The sequence below is a fragment of the Pseudomonas sp. GW821-FHT04C07 genome, assembly GCF_059420325.1.
In genome coordinates, this window is the sequence record NZ_JBWKTM010000002.1 from 408,969 (window position 1) to 430,891 (window position 21,923).

Consider the following 21,923-nt stretch of genomic DNA (forward strand, 5'->3'; position numbering starts at 1 on the left):
GCTCGCCACACAAAAATGCATGGATAGCATGGGCTGTTATGACGTCACTTGACTGCTGGTTTACGCGGTGCTCGTGGTTTTTTCACGGTAGCCGGTTTCTCACCCGCTGGCACCACTACCGGCGCAGCAGCGGAGGGCGTGGCTTTGGGTTTGGCCTTGGTCGTACTGGTTTTAGGTGGTTTGCTCGGGACCAGGGCTTCGGCTTCTGCCAGCTTGCACGCCATCTCCCAATGGCGGGCTTCCTGGCCATCAGGTTTACCTTCGGACTCCCAGATTTGATAGGCAAATTCACGGACGCGTTTTTCGTCGGTACTCATCGTAATGCTCCTGAACTGAACTCAAGTTTGTATAAAGAGATTGACCGGAAAGTCCCTCAGCGCGGCACTGATCATTAACTCCTTGTGGAGTGTGACTGCGCACGTTGAAAAAAGTCCTTTCAGGTTTTGCCCGGACGCGGCGACCGGAAGTCTTACCCGGGTATCGCCCCAAACCGGAGCGTCTAACAGCGGTTTGGCGCCAATTTCCAGCAAGTTGGCCGCAAGCCTTGGAACAATTACTACGGCCCGCTGACCATCGATTTCGCGCATGAACGCCAGCACGTGTCCGGCCTGGCTACCGAGCACTTCCAGTGCCTGATAGCGGCCCCGGCGAAACAGCTCCGGATGCTCGGCGCGCCGGGTCAGTGCCTGGGCAATCAACGCTTGTTTGACATGCCCGTCACGCCAGCTCACTAGTAGCTGCGAGATATCGCAAGACGTGTCCAAAGCGTGCTGCCGAAGGCTGAAATCCACGGGCCGTCGGTTGTCCGGATCCACCAGGCTGAAGTCCCAGAACTCATTGCCCTGATAGAGATCAGGGACGCCAGGTACGGTAAGACGCAGCAAGGTTTGAGCCAAACCATTCAAGGCGCCGGCAGGGGCGATCACGTGCGCGGCCTCGCCGATGGCAGAGCGCAACTCCAGCCCTTCGGGGGACAACAACAGGCGCTCAAGGAATCCATGAACGGCTTGTTCATATGCCTCGTTAGGTGCGCTCCAGCTGCTCTGGAGTTTGGCCTCGCGCAATGCTTTTTGCTGCCATTGCCAGAAACGTTGAGCGAAGTCCTGCAGGGCTGTTTCGTCGCTGCGCAGTTCCAGCGGCCAACTGCCGAGCAGTGTCTGATAGAGGATCAGCTCATCACCGGCTGAAGGCACTGCGGGATCGATTCGCAGCGGTGCGGCCAGCGCTCGCCAGTGCTCGACCTGCTCGACATACCAGGCGCTGCGTTCGCTGAGCACGGCCAGCCTGGCGCGGGTGTCTTCACCGCGTTTGTGGTCATGGGTGGCCGTCGTCAGCAGGTTGTCCGGGTAGGTTGCCAGGCGCTGGCTGCAGGCTTGGTGAAAGTCGGCGACAGGGGCGCTGAACTGCCCGGTATTGAAGCCGACATCGTTGCGTGACAGCAGCACCGCCGAGCGATAGAGCGCGGTGTCTTCCACGGCCTTGGCCGCCGTCGGGGACGTCAGCTGTTGAAAACGCACACAGGCATGCTTGAGGATCTTGCGATGCCTGCCCACGGGGCGCTTGCGCCATGGCTCGCCGCCGAGCCAGCGTTCGAGGTAGTCGAGCACCGGCCAGTCAGTTTCGCCCAGCGTGCTACGGGCACCGGTCATGGCTTGCTGAAAAAACATCTCGTCTTGCGCTGACCGGCCACAGGAACTGATGTAGGTGCGGTATACCGCAAAGTGCACGATCAGTGCCTGCAACGCCCGGCGAATTGCACCCAGGGTCAAGTCGCGGCTCATCAGGTCATCGCGGGCAATCTGTAACAGCGCCTGGGCGACGCTTTCGAAATCCCCCGCAAGAGAGCCGTTGAGCATCTGCTGACGGGCCAGCAGTGCCTCTTGAACGAAGTCGGCGGGGCGTTCGCTGTGAGTCGTCCACAGCCAGGCAAGGGTGTCGGCGCCTTGCGGGTCATGTTGCAACAGCGACACCTGATCCATGAACTCATAGCCGGTGCTGCCGTCCACCTGCCAGTCGCGGTGCAGCGTTTCGCCCTGGCCAAGAATTTTCTCGACGTAGATCGGGAAGTGCCGCGAAGGCGACAAGGCATCGACCCGACGTCGCAGTTTGCGGCAATACCCCCGCGGATCAGCAAGACCGTCGATATGGTCAATACGCAACCCGTCCACCAGGCCGTCGCGGATCAGCTGGAAAATTTTTGCGTGGGTGGCCTCGAACACTATTGGCCGTTCGATCCGCAGACCGGCGAGCTCATTGACGTCGAAGAAGCGCCGCCAATTGATATCGTCGGCCGCCGTGCGCCAACTGGCCAGGCGATAACTCTGCCGCTCCAGCAGGTTGTGCAGGCGGGCGAGGCCTTCAGGTTGGCGGGAATCGTACAGGCTCAGGGTGTGTTCAATGGCTTGTCGGATGACCGATTGCCGGGCCAGTTCGAGCAATTTCTGTTGCAGCGGCAACGCCAGGCAATGGGCATCAGGCAGGTAGCGAAGGGTGGTGAAACGATCAGCCAGGGACTTGAGCGGTTGCGCGTGTTCGGGATCCAGCTGATCGTCGGGTTTGAGCAGTTCACCGTAATCGGTGGGACAGATCGGGAAATGGTGCTCATAGTGCTCGACATAAAAGACCCCGCGTGCGGCATCGAAGCGCAAGGGAATCGTCCCGTCCTGTAATGCCACGCCATAGTCAGTGTCGAGAAATGGCAGCAGTAACTGGCCTTCAAGCAAAGGGTCGGGGGAGTGCCACTGGATATCGAAGAACTCACCGTAGGGGCTGAGCCGACCCCACTCCAGTAAATCCAGCCACCAGGGATTGTCGGCACCGCCTACAGCCATATGGTTGGAGACGATATCGAGGATCAGGCCCATGCGTTGTTGGCGCAGGGCGTGGACCAGATGATGCAAGGCTGCTTCGCCGCCCAGCTCGGGATTGACCGTGGTCGGGTCGACCACGTCATAACCGTGCATGGAGCCGGCACGGGCGCTGAGCAGTGGCGAAGCGTAGATGTGGCTGATGCCCAGGCTGGCGAAGTACGGCAGCAAAGGCACCGCGTCATTGAGCGTGAAGCCCTTGTGAAATTGCAGGCGCACGGTTGCCCGCAGCGGGTGGCTGAGTGTGGCATTCATCGGTCACGCTCAAAGGCCTGTTGTCGTGCGCAGGCGAGCATTTCCAGGCGCCGTGCGGCATCTGGGTCATCGAGCAGTGCTTCGCTGTCGCTGGCGAATCGACGGCGCCAGTTGGGGTGGCTGTCGGTGGTACCGGGCAAGTTGGCCTGTTCCTCGATACCCAAGGCGTCCTCAAGTGGCAGCAATACCAGTGGCGCGCGGGTGTGGCCGAGGAAGCGCACACTGGCATCGAGCACTTGATCGGTCTCGTGGGACTCTTCGCGAAAATTCTGCGGGTCCTGGCTCAAGGCCCGGCGCAACCCGTCACGTTCGCGCTGTCGATGTGCTCGCCAATGGGTCTGGGCGCTGGTGTCGGCCAGCCCGAGACGCGCGTTCCACTCGATGTCGCGGCCATGCCACCAGCCGTTGAGCGTTGGCAGGTCATGCGTGCTGGTGGTGGCCAAGGCGTTGTCCGGCCAGTCGAGGATCGGCTTGAAATGCGCGTTGTCTTGCTCAAAGAGCAGCACGCGCGTGCCCAGCATCGAGCGGGCGATGAGCTTTTCCCGCAGGCCGTCAGGCACGGTACCGAGGTCTTCGCCGAGCACGATGGTCTGATGCCGGAACGATTCCAGTGCCAGCAGCCGCAGCAGGTCGTCCACCGGGTAATACAGATAGGCACCATCGCTCGGTGGCGCGCCGAGCGGGATCACCCATAGACGCTGCAGGCCCATCACATGGTCGATTCGCAGCCCGCCGGCGTGGGCGAAGTTGGCCCTGAGCATTTCGATGAACGCCCGAAAGCCGTTGCGCACCAGCCCCTCAGGACTGAACGCCGAAATGCCCCAGCTTTGTCCGGTGCGATTGAGGATATCCGGTGGTGCACCGACCGTCAGAGCAGCGAGTAACTCGTCCTGGCGACTCCAGGCCTGGCTACCACCGCCGTCCGCCCCCACCGCCAGATCGGCGATCAGGCCGATGCCCATGCCGCTGCTGCGTGCCGCCGTTTGCACACGCTCCAGACAGCGGGCGATCAACCATTGGCAGAAGGCGAAGAAACCGATGTGTCCGGCGTTTTGCTCGGCGAATTCGGCCAGTGCCGCGCTGCGTGGGTCGCGCCATTGTTCTGGCCATTGGCGCCAGTCAAGGCTTTCGCCGCGGGATGCGCGCTCGGCTTGAACCGCCTCGAATCGGCAATGGTTCTCCAGCGCTTCGCCACCGCAATGACGAAAACTGCTGAAGTCCTCTTGCAGTGGATGATCACCGTGACAAAAGCCTTCATACAGCGCCCGTAACAGGCGCTGTTTGGCGTCTGCGGCGGCGGGCCAGTCGATCAGTGTTTGTTGCTCCAGTCGGTGCTGCACCTCGGCAAGGCCGGTGGCGTCTATCGCTGTGCGCAACGCACGCTCACCCAGAATCTCTCCAGGCGAGGCGTACAGGCTGTTGAGAAACAGGCGGCTGGAGGGCGAGTAGGGGCTGTAGCGCTGGGTGTCGCTGCTGAACATCGCGTGCAGCGGGCTGATGGCCAAGGCATCGGCACCGCGCTCGCCGGCGACCCTGGCGAGGTTCTCCAGCGCCTGGGTGTCGCCGAAGCCGCCATCGCCCGGGCGTCGCAGGGCATACAGCTGCACGCTCAGGCCCCAGGCGCGCGGTGTCGTGCTGTCGAGTGCATCGGCCATGCTATAGCAATGCTGGGGCGCCACCGCGAGAGTGAAGTGCTGCCCGGCGATACTGACACCTTGATAGCCGACCGGAATCAGCCCCGGAAGTACAGCCTCGGCGTCCAGTTTCAGGTTGAGGATGGCGCCGTCTTCCAGATGAATCTCACAGGGCGTTCCCGGGGCAAAGTAATGTGCCAGGTCCAGCCCTTTGCCGACGTCGGCAGTCAACAGCGGTGGCAGTTTTTTGTTCTGTTGGACGTGTTGCAGTTCGAGCAGGCTGGCATCGATTTCCTGTTTCGTGGAGGCGGGGTGACCCAGCCCGCTCAGTACGGCACGCAGCACGGCGGGGGTGACTTTTTGCGGCTGTCCGTTGGCATCGATCCAGTCGACCGCCAGCCCCGCACGTCTGGCGAGTGTTTCCAGTTGCGCATCGTTCATGGGCGCTCTCCAGTCAGGGGTGGCGCCGTCAGGCTGACAAGCGCGCAGTATGGGGCGAGTGTGCCCTGTTGCAGAAGGCTGAATGCCTCTTGCGGGTATTCGAAAAGCTGTTGTGCCTGAACCTGCGGTGCCGGGTCCGGTGATGAATGGGCCACCGGTTGCGCGCTGAGGTTCAGGTCAATTCGCAGCAGGCTGCCGTCACCCAGTCGCCAGCGCGCGCTGAGCGCACCCTCGGCCAGAACGTCGGCGCCCAATGCCTGGGCACCGGGCAAGCGCGCAGTGATCTTGCGGTGGCGGATCTCCAGCAGCTGCCGATACAGCTCCTGAGTCGCGCGTTGCGCATCCGTATTGGCTTGTGTCAGCACCGGTCGTGAGGCGTGAAAGGTTTCTGGTGCATTGGGGTCAGGAATCAGCTCACGTTTGCGCGGATCGGCGAAGGCGCTGAAGGCGGCAAACTCATTGCGCCGCCCCTCACGAACAGCGTCGGCCAGCTCACCGCGGTGACTGGTGAAAAACAGAAAAGGCTCGCTGACAGCACCTTCATCGCCCATGAACAATAAGGGGATCATCGGCGATAGCAGCAACAGCACGGTGGCGGCATGCAGCGCTTGAGGCGCAGCCAGGTGGTTCAGTCGTTCACCCAAGGCGCGGTTGCCGATCTGGTCGTGGTTCTGCAGGAACAGTATGAAAGCGCTGGGCGGCAAATGTCCGCTGGGTTCACCACGCGGTGTGCCGTGGCGGGTGGTATGGCCCTGGTAGGCAAAGCCCTGACTCAGGCAGCGGGCGAGTTTTGCGGTCGGCTGGTCAGCGAAGTCGGCGTAATAAGCGTCGGTTTCGCCCGTCAACAACACGTGCAACGCGTTATGGCCGTCATCGTTCCATTGTGCGTCGAAGCCTTGTTCCAGAAGGCTGGCCTGATTGAACTCGTTTTCCAGCGTGAGCCAGACATGCCTTGAGGCGGGGATTTGTTGTCGCACGCGGTGCGCCAGTTCTTGCAGGAAATCCGGATCATCGATGGCGTGCACGGCGTCCAGGCGAAGACCGTCGAAGCGATACTCTAGAATCCACATCAATGCATTGTCGATAAAGAAGTCGCGCACTTCGCGGTGGCGCAAGTCAATGGCGGCTCCCCAAGGGGTGTGTTTGTCTTCGCGAAAGAAGCTTTTAGCGTAGCGATGCAGGTAGTTGCCGTCCGGGCCGAAGTGGTTGTAGACCACGTCGAGAATCACCGCCAGACCATAACCGTGGGCACTGTCGATCAGCTGTTTGAGTTGCTCGGGCGAACCATAGGAGGCTTGCGGTGCATATGGAAAAACCCCGTCGTAACCCCAGTTGCGTTCGCCGGGGAATTGCCCGAGAGGCATCAGTTCGATCGCCGTGATGCCCAATGCGGCCAGGCGCGGCAAGTGTTTTACGACTTCGGCATAACCACCCAGTACGCCGACATGCAGCTCATAGATCACCGCTTCATGCCAGGGGCGGCCTTGCCAAGTGGTGTGTTGCCAGTGGTAGGCGAGAGGGTCGACTACCACGCTGTGAGCGTCCACGTCGCCATCCTGAGCCCTGGCGGCGGGATCAGGTACATCCAGTTCGCCATCGATGCTGTAGCGATAGCGGGTACCGGCGGGGCAGCGGGTTTGAATCACGAACCAGCCGTCGGTCTGCGGCAACAGCGGCAGCGACTGGCGGTTTTCCAGTTCGACACTCACATAAAACGCATCTGGCGCCCACAAGGCAAAGCGGGTGTGCTCCGCATCCAGCATGATTGCGCCGTGGGGCCAGGCTTCCAGAGTCCGTAAAGGCATCTATTATGAAGACCTCTTACTGTTTGCCCGATTTACCCGGCGCTTTAGCGACCAATTGCTCATAAAGCTCGGCGTAGGGTTCGACTGCCTTGCACCAGATGAAGGGCACCGCCATGGCCCTGCAGCGCATGGCGTGGAGCAGATCAGGGTAGGCGAATACCTTGAACGCCCGCTGCAGCGCTTCTTGATAGCTGGGCACTGTGGACTCATCGAACAGAAAGCCGGTTACGCCGTTTTCGATGGTGTCGGCCAGGCCGCCGGTATTACGGGCCACTGGCAACGAGCCATAACGCTGGGCATACATCTGGCTCAAGCCGCAGGGCTCGTACCTTGAAGGCATCAACAGGAAATCGCTGCCGGCGAACATGCGTCGGGCATCGGTTTCGTTAAAGCCGATATGTACACCAATCTGCCCGGGGAAACGCAGGGCCAGCGCGCGCATGGCTTGTTCTTCTTCCGGCTCGCCACGCCCGATGATCGCGATCTGACCGCCCGAGGCAACGATGAACTCGGCCACGCCTTCGGTCAGGTCCAGTCCTTTTTGATAGACCAGGCGCGAGACCACGGCGAACAACGGACCTTCAGACGCCCGCAGACCAAATAGCTCGCGTACATGAGCGGCGTTGACCGCTTTGCCTTGCCAGTCGCCGATGCTGAACGGGCAGACCAGATGCGGATCGGTAGCCGCTTCCCAGCTGTCATCGATGCCATTGGGGATGCCGCTGAGCAGACCTTGCTGGGTCTTGCTGGCCAAAAAGCCATCGAGACCACAGCCGAAAGCCGGTGTAGTGATTTCCTGCGCGTAGGTCGCGCTGACCGTGGTGATATGGCTCGAATACGCCATCCCGGCCTTGAGAAAAGACAGTTTTCCGTAAAACTCCATGCCTTCCTGTTGCAGGGCATGCACTGGAATGCCCAGCTCCGGACAGCAGGCCAGGCTGACCACGCCCTGATAGGCGAGGTTATGGATAGTGAACAGGGTTGGTGTGCGCTGACCGCGCCAATGCATATAGGCCGGTGCCAGGCCGGCAGGCCAGTCGTGGGCGTGCACCAGATCAGGGCACCAATGAATTTGCGCCAGATTGGCGGCGATGTCGGCAGCGGCCAGACCGAGGCGGGCGAAGCGGATATGGTTGTCCGGCCAGTCGCGACCGTTATTGGCGCCGTAGGGCGTGCCCTCGCGCTCGTACAGCTCAGGGCAGATCAATACATAAATGACCAGGCCGTCGGGCATGTCCATGCGGCCGATCTTGCAGGGCGGTAGCGCAGCATGGCCGCCCAGCTCGCCGATGATATGGATCGGATTTTCGCTGTTGAGTACTTGCCGATAGCCGGGAATCAACACCCGTACATCATGCAGTTGGGCCATCGCTCTGGGCAGCGCCGCAGAGACGTCGCCCAAACCGCCGGTTTTAACCAGGTCGGCCATTTCCGAGGTCACGAACAGGACTTTTTTTCGATTGGGGTTCTGCCTGGGCGCCGGTAGCACCGTCTTGTTCGCAGGAGCGAAAACCGCTATCGGCACCGTTTCGCCGACCTGCTGATGAGAAAGCTCTCCTTGGGTTTCTACAGCGGCACTGATCATCTGTTTTTCCCCTTTTATTGATCTGTTCCTGGCAAAACACCAGAGATAGGGTTGGTCAACTCCTGTGACCAGGCGCATGAGCGCTACGCAATCGAGAGAATGGCACTAAGTACGCTGAAGCAATAAAGAGTGGATTGGCCGTTGCAAGGAATGCACCAAACAATGCGGCCTTACCTTAAACCTGACCTTTCTCTTGGGTAGAAAGTTTCGACTTTTTTATGCTGTTGGCCGATCGTTTTTCACCCGCGAAACTGAGTCTAGGCCAGAAGTTAGAGGGGGAGAGGCAACTTGGCAAAATTGTCCGACAAAATGCCAAGGGAGGCGTTCGCCTAGCATGCAAGTGTTACAGGCGCACTGGCGAAGGGCAGATAAATTGAGCCCCAGGCGCGAAAAAGGTGAGGGGATTGCCAGATGCAAGTGCGCGAAGAAAATGCGCTTGCACCGTGATAGTGCGCATAACCTGTGGGATGTCGGGGGTTGTGTCAGGTCAACAGACGGATCGGCTGCCCGTTCGCCCAGGCCTGGATGTCGTCGATCATCTGCGAATAGAACTGCCGGTAGTTCTGTTCACTGACGTAGCCCACATGGGGTGTGGCCAGCACATTGCTCAAATGCCGGAACGGATGATCCACCGGCAAAGGTTCGCGCTCGAACACATCAAGCGCCGCACCGGCCAGACGCTGTTGCTGGAGCGCCTCGATCAACGCGCCTTCATCGACAATCGGCCCGCGGGCGGTGTTGATCAAGTGCGCAGTCGGCTTCATCCAGCCCAAAGCCTGTGCGTCCACCAGGCCACGGCTGCGCTCACTGAGTACCAGGTGGATCGACAGCACGTCAGCCTGTTCGAACAGTTCACGTTTGCTGACCCAGGTTACGCCGGACTGCGCCGCGCGCTCGGCGGTGAGGTTTTCGCTCCAGGCGATCACGCGCATGCCGAACACCTGACCAAACTGGGCAATGCGTTTGCCGATACTGCCAAGGCCCAGAATGCCCAGGGTCTTGCCGTAGAGATCGCCGCCCAGGCCTTGCTGCCAGTCACCGCTGCGCAGGGCGTTGGCTTCCTTTACCAGATTGCGGGTCAGGGCCATGATCAGCGCCCAGGTCAGTTCCGGAGCGGCGTGTTTGTAGCTGTCAGTGCCGGACACCTGAATGCCCAGCCCGGCCGCAGCCTTCAGATCAATCGCGGCATTGCGCATACCGCCGGTGACCAGCAACTTGAGCTTGGGCAAGCCGCGCAGCAGGGTTTCGTCGAACAGGGTGCGCTCACGCATGACGCAAATCACTTCGAACGCGCCCAGCCGTTCTTGCAGTGTTGCGCTGTCAGCCGGGTAGTCATGCAGGAAGCTGACCTCGCCGATCTGCTCCAGGGCTGACCAGTCCACCACACGGCTGGCGACGTTCTGCCAGTCATCGATTACCGCGATCTGTACACGCATGGACGCTACCTTGTTATCGAGTGGGGGGCACAGCAAACCCGTCGATGCTGTAACCCGCCGATTATGGCGACATTAATCAGCGGCAATCCGGTGAGTCAAAGGTTCACTGCATCCAGCCCAGGGTCAGCCAGGCCAACATCAGGTAGCGTGCGGACCTGGCGAAGGACACGACCAGCAAAAAACGCCAGAACGGTTCGCGCATCACCCCGGCGACCAACGTCAGAGGATCGCCGATGACCGGCACCCAACTCAGCAGCAATGACCAGTGACCATAACGTTGATAATGCCGCTGAGCCTTTGCCAATTGAAGTCCCGTCGGGCCTGATGTGCCGGGTTCGACGGGACTTTAATCAGCGCAGCCTGTCAGCTAACTGATAGGGGTATTACAGATTTGTCAGGCTCGAGATCCACGGGCCCGTTCGCAAGGGGATTGAACGGGCGTATGGACATCGCTACTACTTATTGAGCATTTGCATTACCGCTTCGGGGTAACGCAGACCTGCGGTGGCATCCGCCGGGAAGATCGCTTCCAGGGCCTGCAACTCGCCAGCGCTCAACTTGATGTCCAATGCCGCGACGTTTTCCTCCAGATATTTGCGCTGCTTGGTCCCGGGAATCGGAATCAGGTAATCACCCTGCGCCAACACCCAGGCCAGTGCCAGTTGCCCGGCGGTGACGCCCTTGTCGGCGGCCAGGGCCTGCACTTGCTCCACCAGCCGCAGGTTCCGGGCGAAATTTTCACCCTGAAAGCGTGGGCTGAAGCGCCGGTAGTCATCGGCGGCGAAGTCGTCCGGGCTTTTCAGGGCTCCAGTCAGAAAACCCCGACCGAGCGGGCTGTAAGGCACGAAAGCGACTCCCAGACGCTGGCAGGTCGCCAGGCAGCCGTTATCTTCCTGATCGCGGCTCCACAGTGAGTATTCACTTTGCAGCGCGCTGATGGGATGAACCTTGTGCGCCCGCTCCAGGGTGTTGGCCGATGCTTCGCTCAAACCGAGATAGCGCACCTTGCCTTCGTTGACCAGTTCGGCCATGGCACCCACGGTTTCTTCGATCGCGACATCGGGGTCGATGCGGTGTTGGTAATACAGATCCAGGGTTTCCACGCCCAGGCGTTTCAAGGTGCCGTCGATCGATGTGCGAATGTAGTCCGGACGACCATTGACCGAACGGCTGGCCGGGTTTGCCGTATCGCGGACGATGCCGAATTTGCTGGCCAGAAATACCTGATCCCGTTTACCCCGAATCGCCTTGCCGATCAGTTCCTCATTGCTGTGAGGGCCATAAATGTCAGCGGTGTCCAGCAGGTTGATGCCCAGCTCCAGGGCGCGGTGCAAGGTCGCGATCGCCTCTTGGGTATCTGTGCCGGTGGTGTAGAAGTCGGTCATGCCCATGCAGCCAAGACCGATGGCGGAAACCTGTGGGCCGTTTGTGCCTAGTTGACGAGTGTGCATAGGTTTGAAGCTCCTTATAGATGACCGGAGCTATTGTTCTCCTCGACAAAAACAAGATAAACCGGCTAAAACCGCTATCACTATTTGTAATTTCTAAATAATGGTCGGGCAGGGCAAAACAATGGATCGTTTTAACGCCATGCGTGTGTTTACGCGGATTGTTGAATTGGGTGGCTTTGCCAAGGCCGCCGACAGCCTGCAATTGCCTCGCGCCTCAGTGACTATTCTGATCAAGCAGCTGGAGGCGCACTTGGGTGTGCAGCTGTTGCAACGCACAACGCGGCAGGTCAGTCCGACTCTCGACGGAGCGGCCTATTACCAGCGCTGCATTCGTCTGTTGGCGGATCTTGAGGAAGCGGAGGCGGTATTTTCTGCCGCTCGCAACAACCCACGCGGCACGTTGCGGGTTGACATGCCTGCCGGTATCGGTCGTTTGATCGTGATTCCGGCACTCCCCGAGTTCACCACTCTTTATCCGTTGATCGAGCTGGAAATCGGCTTGAACGATCGGCCTGTGGACCTGATTCGTGAGGGTGTCGATTGCGTGCTGCGTGGCGGGCTGTCTCTGGATGACTCGCTGGTGGCCCGTCCATTGGCACTGATAGGTCAAGTGACCTGTGCCAGCCTCGAGTATTTGCAGCGCAACGGCAGGCCGCAATGTCTGGATGACCTGGCTGGACACCAAGTGGTCGAGTATTTTTCCAGCGCCACGGGCAAGCGCTATGGCCTGGAATTTCAGGTGGGTGATGAGGTGCGCTTGATCGACTTGCCCAGGCAGGTCTCGGTCAACAGTGCCGATGGTTATCTGGCGGCTTGTGAAGCGGGATATGGCCTGGTGCAGATGCCTCGTTACCACGTTGACCGACAGCTACGAGAGGGCAGCTTGTGCGAGGTCCTGAGGGATATACCGCCGCCAAGGCTGCCACTGACTGCGCTCTATCCCCCGCACCGCCAGTTGTCCCGGCGGGTGCGGGTATTTGTCGATTGGCTGGTTGAGCTGTGCTCCCGGGAGCAAAGTGGTTTCAAGCGCCCGGGAGGATGATCGTGGTTATGAGAAGGGGGGAGTCGAGAGGTTCACTGAAGGCTTTTTAGCGACGTTCATAATAACCATGGCCACCATCGTAATGGCGGTGCTCGTGCCAGCCACCTTCGCGAGGGAAAAACAGGCAGTCGCTCAGGGTCAGGATAATCAGCAGGGGAATCAGCATTGTGATTCGACGGAGCATTTCAAAATCCTCATGGTTAAAGCCGCGATGAAGCCAAAACTCTTCATCGGCTGTAACATGAGATCCCGTTTGTAGCTGCCCATCCCCGCACAAAGGTGGGGTCTTGGCATGCATCTGGATACAAACCGGATACACATTTTCAGGCTCAGGAACCCGCAATGACCCAGTCGCAACGTTTGAAATATTCGATTCTGATCTCCCTGGTGGTACTGGGGATCATGTTTGGCCTCTCTTACATGCAAAACGCCGGGATGATCACCGAAAAAATGTTCCAGTACATCGCCATTGGCGTGGCGGTGGTCGTGGTGGTGGTCAATGGCATCATGCGCCGCAAGGTCAAGCCCTGAGTCGGGGCTGCAAGGTTTCAGTCTTTGCCGTGCAGTAGCGCGATAGCCTGTTGATTCAGGCTGTAGCTCTTGTCCGGATTCAGCGTGATCACACCTTCGCTGCACAGGCGCTTGAGCACCTCGCGTACGCTGAGAAAGGACAAGGGGATGTCCAGCTCCAACAAATGGCTGTGCACACCGCGCACGCCAAGCGAGCGGTCGTTCTCGGCCGCCGTCAACAAGGCGTCGATGACCTTCAGGCGAATCAGGCTGGTGCGCAGGCCGAAGCTTTTGAGCAACAGCCTGATCCGGTCATTGTTGTGGCGCTCAGCGCTTTTGCCAAATACATCGGTCTCACCACCCAGTGTCGGGCTGTGCAGCGTTTTGTTGCCATCCATTGGCAATTGCTGGTTGTACATGCAAAAACTCCTTTTCAGAGCCTGATCAGGAAAATGATGGGTGCTCTCTGTTACTAAGACGAACGAGTACGCCAAATCATGAAGCGCCAGATGTAGAAAAATTGTCGGTATCAGGTTGCCGGCATGTCATCTACCCAAAATAGCTGACTCGACAACGCCGTCACCCTCGGCAGTGAACGCTCGTTCAACGGGCGCGGGATGCTGTAGGTCAATTCGCTGCCAAGGTTCAGTTCGACCTGGCTGCCATCGGCCAAGGTGATGTGACGCACATGGCTCTCGGCCTGGAAGTGTTCATAGGAACCTGGTAGCCAGCCCAGGGTCCAGCCGGTAAATGCCGCCAGCGGCAACGCCAGCAGACTGATTGCCGCGGCCAGGCCGTAAGCTCGCCATGGGTGGTGTGGCGCTGAAACGGGAGTGATTTGTGGCGTTTCTGTGCGCGGAAGTTGCTCCGAGACATCCCGGATTTTGCGCATTGCCTCGTACTCGAAGGCGTGCAATGGATGAATATCTCGCCATTGCTCAAACGCCAGGCGCTCGGCTGCCGTGCAGTCATGCGCGTGCAAACGCATGCACCAATGCGCGGCGGCATCCGTAACGGCATCGTATTCGGCTTCTGAGAGGGATTGTTCGCTCATTGACTCTTCCTGATTTCCTGCATTCTAACCTTCACGGGCAGTCGACGAGAATGGCGGTAATGGCAAATAGATATCAATGTGGAACCTGTTGTCCCGGAAAATACCCAAAAAACAGCACATCAATCAGCAATGCCCGGCAATGGAGTACGAAAATGATCAAGAAAATCTCGCGCTCTTGAGCGTCTGCTCGAGCGACAAAAGTTGACAGGGCGCTCGCTAAGCGTTGTTTAATCCGGGTGCCGGAATTTCATACGCTGTTGCCCCCTCCAATAATTAAACTGGAGCTTCAGATGTCTGCATCACCTTTGGTTGACGAAACCCCGTCAGAACGCATCACTTATGCTCAGTTGGTGGCGTTGTTAGAGAAAATTTTCCTGCGCCAGGGTACTTCCCTCGAAGTGGCTCGCGTCCTGTCCGAGAACTGCGCGGGCGCCGAGCGCGATGGTGCCCACAGTCACGGCGTATTCCGTATCCCCGGTTATGTATCGACGCTGGCGAGCGGCTGGGTCGATGGCAAGGCAGTGCCTGTCGTTGAAGACGTGGCATCAGGTTTTGTCAGGGTCGACGCGGCCAACGGCTTTGCTCAGCCGGCCCTGGCGGCGGCTCGGGCGCTTCTGGTCGAGAAAGCCCGAAGCGCCGGGATCGCAGTGTTGGCGATACGCAATTCTCATCACTTTGCGGCACTCTGGCCGGATGTCGAACCCTTCGCTTATGAAGGGCTGGTGGCATTAAGCGTGGTAAACAGCATGACCTGCGTCGTGCCCCATGGCGCCGATCGCCCGCTGTTTGGCACCAACCCGATTGCCTTTGCCGCACCGAGGGCCGACGGTGATCCGATTGTCTTCGATCTGGCCACCAGCGCCATTGCCCACGGTGATGTACAGATCGCTGCGCGCAAGGGCGAGCGCCTGCCAGCCGGCATGGGGGTGGACAGCCTGGGCCAGCCGACCCAGGACCCGAAGGCGATTCTCGAAGGCGGTGCGCTGTTGCCGTTTGGCGGTCACAAGGGGTCGGCGCTATCAATGATGGTCGAACTGCTGGCCGCGGCCTTGACCGGTGGAAACTTCTCGTTCGAGTTCGATTGGTCTAATCACCCTGGGGCGAAAACCCCTTGGACCGGTCAGTTGATCATCGTGATCGACCCCAGCAAAGCGGCCGGGCAGAGTTTCGCCGAGCGCAGTCAGGAATTGGTGCGGCAGATGCACGGGGTAGGGCTCAAGCGTTTACCGGGCGACCGTCGTCATCGTGAGCGAGCGAAGGCTGGCGAAGAAGGGATTCGGATTGCCAGCGCAGAGTTGACGCAGCTGCGCGAGTTGGCAGGACTTTGATGTGAAAAAGGCGAGCTGGCCACGGCTCGCCTTGTGAACTGACGTATTAACGACGGCCCACTAACAAGCCGAGCACCAGACCAAAACCGGCTGAGATCGCCACAGTCTGCCAAGGATGCCCGCCTATGTAGATTTGCGTGGCATCGACCACCGGCTTGCTGCGCTCACGTACGCTCGATACGGCGTTCAGTGCCTGCTTGAGTTTCAACGCGACTTGTTCGCGCAGGCTTTCGCCTTCCTCGCCCACCAGCGAGGCACTGCTTTTGAGTAATTTTTCCGACTCTTCGATCAGCGCCCGCAGCTCGCTGAAAGCTTGATCCTTGATTTGTTCGTCAGCCATTTGCGCGGCGTTTTTCCGGGCCATCGAGATACTCCTTGCAGGTGAGTGGGTAGTGAACCATGGAGTCAGCTGCACGTGTAAAAGTTGCAGCTATTTTGTGCCTGAGCCGAAAGTCGACAAGAAATCCAGGCAAAGACATTTCTTCCTACAGTGTAAGATGTTGCCAATTTTACGCAGCAGGTAACTCCCATGAGCTTCAATCTGGCTAACCAGCCCCTTGCCGAGCGCGCTGCGCTTGAAGATGAAAAGTCCCGTCTGTTCGACCTTTGGCAGAGCAATCTGGGTAAAGCCAAAGGCGAGGGCGCACGCTTGTTCGGCGAGCGCGCCAAGCGTAAGGGCAAATGGGCGGAATGGGTGCGCTCGGAGCTGGATCTCATGTCTCCGCCGGAATTCGCCAACATGGTGCGCAGTGAAGTCAATCGGTTGATGGCGGCGAAGTAACCGGGCTTTCTTGTCAGTGTGTAGCCAGCTGAGCACAGGGTTACCCCCAAAAGATCGCAGCCTGCGGCAGCTCCTACAAAAAGCACGCCACTATTGCTTCCCGTACTTTTAGCACCACCGGATCGAGCTGAGTACTGGTGCGCCAGCCCAGTTCGATCGGGTAGCGTGGCAGCGTCAGAGGGCAGGGCAACAGCGTCAGCCCGGTGAGCGTCGCAATGCTCTGCGCTGCGTGGGCCGGGATGGTCGCTACGGCCTGGCTACCATTGAGCAGATAAGGCAACGCCGCGAAGTGGGTGGTCGAGGCGCAGACTTGTCGGCTCAGTCCCAATCCCGCCAACCCCTCATCGGTGATCCCGATAAAACCACCCGAAGACACCAGGATATGCTCGCGGGTGACAAACTCCTCGAGGCTGATTTCATGCTGCCCGTCGGCCAGGCTGGCCGGGTCCACCAGGCACAGATAGCTTCCTTCACCGAGCACCTGGCGGCTGAGCATGCGCTCGGCAAAACCACCGGCGGTGATTGCCAGGTCGATACTGCGCTCCATCAATGCATGGGCAACAATCTGACTGTGGGTTTGACGAAAGATCAGCCGCAGTTTCGGCGCGCGTTGTGCAATCTCCTCGATCAGCCGCCGACCGTAGGCAATTTCGAAGTCATCCGATAAACCGATGGCGACCGAGCGACCTTCGTAGTGGCTGACATGAGGGTCGACCATCGCCAGGCTTTGCCGACACTTGTTCAGTGCTTCACTGATCACCGGTTTCAGTTGGTTGGCGCGAAGCGTCGGTGCCAGTCCGCGACCCGTGCGAACGAATAGTTGATCGCCATACACGTCTCGCAGCCGGCGCAACGCCGCACTCATGGCCGATTGTGTAACCCCCAGACGTAACGCCGCCCGGCTGGCGCTGGACTCGTCATGCAACGCTTCGAAAGCTTTGAGCAGGTTGAGGTCGATGTCGGTGATATTCATTTGGTTCATATCATTCAGCATTGAAATGGACTTTATTCATAGTCGATCGTGGCGGGAGAATGAGCAACACCTCATTGCTCATGGAGTTACCGCGATGCCCAAGTCCATCGTTGCTGCACTGCAAATCGGTTCGTTGCCCGGCGGCAAGGGCGAGACACTGGAACAGATCCTCTCTTACGAAAGTGCCATCGTCGAATCCGGTGCGAGCCTGGTGGTCATGCCTGAAGCCTTGCTTGGGGGTTATCCAAAAGGCGAAAGTTTTGGAACGCAATTGGGCTATCGCTTGCCGGAAGGCCGAGAGGCTTTTGCCCGCTATTTCGCCAACGCGATCGACGTTCCCGGTGTTGAAACCGAAGCCTTGGCTGGATTATCCACGCGTACAGGCGCCAGTCTGGTGCTGGGAGTCATCGAACGCTCTGGTAGCACGCTGTATTGCACCGTGCTGTATTTCGAGCCCCAGGACGGCCTGGTGGCCAGGCATCGCAAACTGATGCCTACCGGTACCGAGCGGCTGATCTGGGGCAAGGGCGACGGCTCGACATTGCCGGTGATCGACAGCAAGGTCGGGCGAATCGGCGCGGCGGTGTGCTGGGAAAACATGATGCCGCTGCTGCGTACCGCGATGTACGCCAAAGGCGTGGAGGTCTGGTGTGCACCGACGGTGGATGAGCGGGAGATGTGGCAGGTCAGCATGCGTCATATCGCTCACGAAGGGCGCTGCTTTGTGGTCAGCGCCTGTCAGGTTCAGGACTCACCGCAAGCCTTGGGCCTGGATATCGCCAACTGGCCGGCCGAGCGCCCGTTGATCGCCGGCGGCAGCGTGATCGTAGGTCCCATGGGCGATATTCTTGCCGGGCCGCTATTGGGCGGCGCCGGTCTGCTGAGCGCTGAAATCGACACGGATCAATTGGTCCGCGCTCGTTACGACTACGACGTGGTCGGGCACTATGCACGCCCGGACGTGTTCGAATTGACCGTGGATGAGCGGGCCAAACCGGGCGTGCGGTTTATCTGAGGCGTTGCCATTCTTCGCGGGTGATTTCCCAGGTATCGCACGGGAAGCGCCCGCTGACGAAGTTGCTTTCTTCGGTGTTGATCAGGCGCATACCGTCGCGCTCGGAGATACGCCGTGAGGCCAGATTCGGCGAGGCCTTGGGCACTCGCATCAGCGCGCGACCGAGGGTTTCGAACCAGTATTGGGTCACCGCCGCGCTGGCTTCACTCATCAGCCCCTGACCTTGCCATTGTGGTGCAAGCCAGAAGCCACGATTGTTGCCTGGCTCGTCCATCAGGCTGACATTGCCAATCAGTTGATTCGGTGCCGACTTCAAGCGGATCGACCAGTGCCATTCTTCGCATCGGGCAATTGCTGGCAGGGCCATGCTTTGCAAATAGCGAAGTGCTCCGTCCGCAGGATAAGGCCATGGGACCATGGCATTGAGATAACGCACCACTTCCCAGTGCGGGAACTGCTGCTGAATGGCTTCGGCGTCGGCCAGCTCCAGCGGGCGCAGAATCAGCCGTTCGGTGTACAGGATCGGGACGGGTTCCATGTGCGAGGTTTCCTCCTTGGAGTGTGCGATAAAACGGCTTTCACGGTTCAGAGTTCAGGGTTTTCCCAATACCAGCCGCTCGGCCAGAAAGTCGACAAACACTCGCAGTTTTGGCAGCAGGTGTCGACTGCTCGGCCACAGAATCGAGAATTTTCCGCTGTCGGTCTGGTAGTCATCCAGCACCGAGACCAACGTGCCGTCGGCCAATGCTTCGCGGACCACAAAATCCGGGATAAAGGCGATACCCAGCCCTTGGGTCGCGGCGAAGATCAGCGCTTCCAGGTTATTGCTGATCAGCGCGCTTCTGAGTAGCAACGGTGGTTCATCGGCTGCACTGCGCAGTTTCCATTCCTGCAACTGGGCGGTGCCTGGAAATTTGTAACGCAAGCAAGCGTGCTGCTCCAGTTCCCTCGGCGTCGTGGGTGTGCCATGACGAGCAAAGTAGTGGGGAGCGCTGATCAGCACGAAGCGAAACGGTCCTAGCGTGCGCGACTTGAGCTGAGAATCCATCAACTCGCCGCTACGAATCACCGCATCGACACCTTCGGCGATGACATCGATCAGCCGGTCATTGAAGTCCAGGTCCAGCTCGATGTCCGGGTAGCGTTCGGCGAACTCGGGGAGGATCGGCAGCAGCATGCGATAGCCGACGGCAGGCAGGCTGACGCGCAACTTGCCCCGGGGTTTGTCGGTGATTCGTGCGAGTTCCGCTTGCGCCTCCTCGACTTCGCTGACGATGCGTTGGCATCGCTCGAAAAACAGCGTGCCCTCGTCGGTCAGGCTAATACGTCGGGTGCTGCGGTTGAGCAGTCGTACGCCGAGTTTTTCTTCAAGCCGCGCCACGCTTTTTCCGACCGCCGAAGCGGAAATCCCCAATCGCTCTCCAGCGGCGACAAAGCTGCGCATTTGCGCCGCGCGGACGAAGGCAAGCAAGCCATTCAAATTGTCCAAAGTTAGTCTCGATTCGAGCGTTTTAGTCCTTTAAATAGGGACGTTCGCCCTATTTATCGCTGATTGAAGCGAATCTACCATCGAATCGACTTGAATGCCGCGTTGTCGGCCACAGACACCTGAGGTGCAAATGAGCCGCGAAGTCGATATTTCCAACACTGTAGATTTCCCGTCCAGCACCCGCGATCCCTACGTGGTGTTGGCGGCGGTTTGCCTGGCGGCGTTGATATTGCCGCTGACGTTTGTCGGGGTCGCCGTCGCCACTCCGGCAATTGGTCGTGAGCTGGGTGGCAGTGCCTTAGCCCTGAGCTGGATGACCAATGCCTTCATGCTGAGTTTCGGCAGCGCGCTGATGGCTGCCGGGACGCTGGCTGATGAATACGGTCGCAAGCGAGTATTCGGTATTGGCATCGCGCTATTCGCCGTGACATCTCTTGCGTTGGCGTTTGCACCTTCGGTGCTTTGGCTCGATCTACTGAGGGCCGTCCAGGGACTTGCCGGAGCCGCCGCGCTGGCCGGCGGTTCGGCTGCACTGGCGCAGGAGTTCGACGGTGTGGTGCGAACCCGGGCCTTCAGTCTGCTGGGCACGACGTTTGGCGTCGGCCTGGCCTTCGGCCCGATTCTGGCCGGAGTGTTAATTGAGCACTTCGGTTGGCGCGCTATTTTTTTGTCCGCGACGCTTATCGGTGGTATGTCGTTGCTGTTTGGTGTGCCACGGATGCACGAGTCTCGCGACCCTGACGCCGCTGGCGTCGATTGGCCGGGCACCCTGAGTTTTACCGCAGCGCTGGTGCTGTTTACCTGGGGGATTTTGCAGGCGCCGGAAAGTGGCTGGAGCAGTGGGCTGGTGTTGGGTCTGCTACTGGGAGCGCTGGCGTCGTTGCTGGGGTTTGTCGCGGTGGAGCTGCGGGTCTCGCGGCCGATGCTTGATTTGTCGTTGTTTCGTTACCCGCGTTTTGTCGGCGTTCAAGTGCTGCCGATTGCCACCTGTTACTGCTTCGTAGTGCTGTTAATTCTGCTACCGATACGCTTTATCGGTGTCGAAGGCTACAGCGAGGTCGACGCCGGCTTGATGATGATCGCTTTGTCTGCGCCCATGGTTGTTGTGCCGTTTCTCGCGGCGCTGCTGACCCGCTGGATTAACGCCGGGGTGGTTTCGGGTGTCGGATTACTGATCGCCGCAGCCGGTTTGTATGGGCTCAGTTGCGTCGCGCCAGGACAGCCCCCGGCAGAATATGTGCTGCCGATGTTGGTGATCGGGTTGGGTGCAGGCATGCCGTGGGGCTTGATGGACGGGTTGTCGGTGAGTGTGGTACTCAAGGAGCGCGCTGGCATGGCCACCGGAATTTTCAGTACGACCCGGGTCGCCGGGGAGGGCATTGCGTTGGCGCTGGTGATCGCTGTATTGGCCGGATTACTCAAGGTTTCGATCAGCGACGCAGTTGCGGACTCAGAACACATTTCCCTCGCGGCGCAACAGTTGGCCAACGGCAACCTGCAAGCCAGTGCAGCGCTGTTGCCGCACCTCAGTCGTGAGGCGTTGTTGCTGTTGTATGCCAACGCCTTCAGCCAACTGCTGTATGTGCTGATCGGGATTACTATCGTCTCGGCATTGGTGGTGTTTGTGGCTTTACGTGAACCGCGCAAAACATGACGGGCTCACCAGACTGCGGTCGAGCCTGGCAGGCTGAGATTGCCTCGGTCAACGAAACGCATGGTGCCGAACACACCCCCCGCGAGTTTTCCGTGCAGCACGTAAGGCAGGTTGTCCAGGCTTTGGGTCTGGCTCAGTCCCAGCGTTTGACGCAACACTGAGAATGCCGAGATGCTCACCGGCACCGTCAGGATCGCTTCGGAGAAACGCGGGATCGAGCCGTGTTGATCGCTCACGCCACTGGCCAGTGGCCGCCCGTTGACCTCAAGATTCAGGGCCACACCGTTGTAGTCGATCGGCGTTTCGTTGGGGTTTTGCAGACGAAGTTTCACCGCGAATCGTACTTCCAGACCCTGGCTCTGCAGCGGTTCGATGCCCACCACGTTGATGTTCAGCGGATCCCGGCTGGGGAACTGGGCGCAGGCGCTCAAGGTGAGCAGGAGCAGGGCGAGGGATAAACCGAAGAATCTGCGCATGGACGTGATCTCGAAAAGAAAAGGGCCGAACCGCCAGTGGCTGGGCCCTCGAGCCTCTCTAACGGTTCACCGCATGTTCAGCAAGATAGCGCAGAACGCGCCGACAGTGAGCTGGATCGATATTCCA

20 protein-coding genes and 2 pseudogenes are annotated in these 21,923 nt (G+C 59.4%); 6 read left to right on the forward strand and 16 right to left on the reverse strand.

The features are described from left to right. Positions 1-44: 44 nt before the first annotated feature. The 8 genes and pseudogenes from AC07UI_RS05400 to AC07UI_RS05435 all read right to left on the reverse strand — a co-directional run bounded on the left by AC07UI_RS05400 (position 45) and on the right by AC07UI_RS05435 (position 11,474). Entirely contained in the window at positions 45-317 is a 273-nt protein-coding gene (locus AC07UI_RS05400; protein ID WP_494991515.1) for a DUF2934 domain-containing protein, read from the reverse strand. A gap of 21 nt (positions 318-338) precedes the next feature. Beyond that, positions 339-3,122, reverse strand: a complete 2,784-nt coding sequence (locus tag AC07UI_RS05405; protein ID WP_494991516.1) for a malto-oligosyltrehalose synthase — start codon at positions 3,120-3,122, stop codon at positions 339-341. Continuing rightward, entirely contained in the window at positions 3,119-5,197 is a 2,079-nt protein-coding gene (gene malQ / locus AC07UI_RS05410) for a 4-alpha-glucanotransferase (RefSeq protein WP_494991517.1), read from the reverse strand. The genes AC07UI_RS05405 and malQ overlap by 4 nt, the downstream gene beginning before the upstream one ends. After that, entirely contained in the window at positions 5,194-7,002 is a 1,809-nt protein-coding gene (treZ, locus tag AC07UI_RS05415; protein ID WP_494991518.1) for a malto-oligosyltrehalose trehalohydrolase, read from the reverse strand. Before treZ ends, malQ begins: the two co-directional genes overlap by 4 nt. Positions 7,003-7,018: 16 nt before the next feature. After that, on the reverse strand, positions 7,019-8,587 hold the full coding sequence (gene glgA, locus AC07UI_RS05420; RefSeq protein WP_494991519.1) for a glycogen synthase GlgA: 1,569 nt from the start codon (positions 8,585-8,587) through the stop codon (positions 7,019-7,021). Between the two features lie 482 nt (positions 8,588-9,069). Beyond that, the gene (locus tag AC07UI_RS05425) at positions 9,070-10,023 is read right to left on the reverse strand and encodes a D-2-hydroxyacid dehydrogenase family protein (protein WP_494991520.1); all 954 of its coding nucleotides are present in this window, start codon (positions 10,021-10,023) and stop codon (positions 9,070-9,072) included. A gap of 103 nt (positions 10,024-10,126) precedes the next feature. Beyond that, positions 10,127-10,330, reverse strand: a pseudogene (locus tag AC07UI_RS05430) (YqaA family protein); the annotation flags it as partial. A gap of 148 nt (positions 10,331-10,478) precedes the next feature. Beyond that, positions 10,479-11,474 (reverse strand): aldo/keto reductase, encoded by a 996-nt coding sequence (locus AC07UI_RS05435; RefSeq protein WP_494991521.1) that lies wholly within the window; start codon positions 11,472-11,474, stop codon positions 10,479-10,481. Between the two features lie 121 nt (positions 11,475-11,595). Here AC07UI_RS05435 and AC07UI_RS05440 point away from each other — a divergent pair, with 121 nt between their 5' ends. Then, positions 11,596-12,516 (forward strand): LysR family transcriptional regulator, encoded by a 921-nt coding sequence (locus AC07UI_RS05440; protein WP_494991522.1) that lies wholly within the window; start codon positions 11,596-11,598, stop codon positions 12,514-12,516. A 46-nt stretch (positions 12,517-12,562) separates the two neighbouring features. Here the strand turns inward: AC07UI_RS05440 and AC07UI_RS05445 are convergent, their stop codons facing one another. Then, positions 12,563-12,814, reverse strand: a complete 252-nt coding sequence (locus AC07UI_RS05445; RefSeq protein WP_494991523.1) for a hypothetical protein — start codon at positions 12,812-12,814, stop codon at positions 12,563-12,565. A gap of 44 nt (positions 12,815-12,858) precedes the next feature. Here AC07UI_RS05445 and AC07UI_RS05450 point away from each other — a divergent pair, with 44 nt between their 5' ends. After that, a complete protein-coding gene (locus AC07UI_RS05450) occupies positions 12,859-13,047 on the forward strand; it encodes a hypothetical protein (protein WP_494991524.1) in 189 nt (62 codons plus the stop codon). 17 nt (positions 13,048-13,064) lie between these two features. On the opposite strand, the gene AC07UI_RS05455 is transcribed toward AC07UI_RS05450, so the two are convergent. Continuing rightward, positions 13,065-13,445, reverse strand: coding sequence for a fe2+ zn2+ uptake regulation protein (locus tag AC07UI_RS05455; protein ID WP_494991525.1), 381 nt, complete (start codon positions 13,443-13,445; stop codon positions 13,065-13,067). Between the two features lie 134 nt (positions 13,446-13,579). Further along, positions 13,580-14,080, reverse strand: a pseudogene (locus AC07UI_RS05460) (FecR/PupR family sigma factor regulator); the annotation flags it as partial. Positions 14,081-14,370: 290 nt separating this feature from the next. Here AC07UI_RS05460 and AC07UI_RS05465 point away from each other — a divergent pair. Then, a complete protein-coding gene (locus AC07UI_RS05465) occupies positions 14,371-15,408 on the forward strand; it encodes an Ldh family oxidoreductase (RefSeq protein WP_494991526.1) in 1,038 nt (345 codons plus the stop codon). A gap of 46 nt (positions 15,409-15,454) precedes the next feature. Here the strand turns inward: AC07UI_RS05465 and AC07UI_RS05470 are convergent, their stop codons facing one another. Beyond that, the gene (locus AC07UI_RS05470) at positions 15,455-15,772 is read right to left on the reverse strand and encodes an ElaB/YgaM/YqjD family protein (protein ID WP_494991527.1); all 318 of its coding nucleotides are present in this window, start codon (positions 15,770-15,772) and stop codon (positions 15,455-15,457) included. Positions 15,773-15,937: 165 nt separating this feature from the next. Here AC07UI_RS05470 and AC07UI_RS05475 point away from each other — a divergent pair, with 165 nt between their 5' ends. Further along, the gene (locus AC07UI_RS05475) at positions 15,938-16,189 is read left to right on the forward strand and encodes a hypothetical protein (RefSeq protein WP_494991528.1); all 252 of its coding nucleotides are present in this window, start codon (positions 15,938-15,940) and stop codon (positions 16,187-16,189) included. A 73-nt stretch (positions 16,190-16,262) separates the two neighbouring features. On the opposite strand, the gene AC07UI_RS05480 is transcribed toward AC07UI_RS05475, so the two are convergent. Next, complete coding sequence (locus tag AC07UI_RS05480; protein ID WP_494991529.1) at positions 16,263-17,171, reverse strand: LysR family transcriptional regulator; 909 nt, start codon at positions 17,169-17,171, stop codon at positions 16,263-16,265. An 85-nt stretch (positions 17,172-17,256) separates the two neighbouring features. Between AC07UI_RS05480 and AC07UI_RS05485 the strand changes: the two genes are divergently transcribed. Further along, positions 17,257-18,177, forward strand: coding sequence for a carbon-nitrogen hydrolase family protein (locus AC07UI_RS05485; RefSeq protein ID WP_494991530.1), 921 nt, complete (start codon positions 17,257-17,259; stop codon positions 18,175-18,177). Here AC07UI_RS05485 and AC07UI_RS05490 read toward each other — a convergent pair. Next, positions 18,170-18,715, reverse strand: a complete 546-nt coding sequence (locus tag AC07UI_RS05490; RefSeq protein WP_494991531.1) for a GNAT family N-acetyltransferase — start codon at positions 18,713-18,715, stop codon at positions 18,170-18,172. The two genes, AC07UI_RS05485 and AC07UI_RS05490, sit on opposite strands and share 8 nt — an antisense overlap. A gap of 54 nt (positions 18,716-18,769) precedes the next feature. Continuing rightward, complete coding sequence (locus AC07UI_RS05495; RefSeq protein WP_494991532.1) at positions 18,770-19,666, reverse strand: LysR family transcriptional regulator; 897 nt, start codon at positions 19,664-19,666, stop codon at positions 18,770-18,772. Positions 19,667-19,796: 130 nt separating this feature from the next. Between AC07UI_RS05495 and AC07UI_RS05500 the strand changes: the two genes are divergently transcribed. Beyond that, positions 19,797-21,320 carry an MFS transporter gene (locus AC07UI_RS05500; protein WP_494991533.1) on the forward strand — a complete coding sequence of 508 codons (1,524 nt, stop codon included), beginning with the start codon at positions 19,797-19,799 and terminating at the stop codon, positions 21,318-21,320. A gap of 5 nt (positions 21,321-21,325) precedes the next feature. Here the strand turns inward: AC07UI_RS05500 and AC07UI_RS05505 are convergent, their stop codons facing one another. Further along, positions 21,326-21,796 (reverse strand): LEA/WHy family protein, encoded by a 471-nt coding sequence (locus AC07UI_RS05505; protein WP_494991534.1) that lies wholly within the window; start codon positions 21,794-21,796, stop codon positions 21,326-21,328. Between the last annotated feature and the right edge of the window lie 127 nt (positions 21,797-21,923).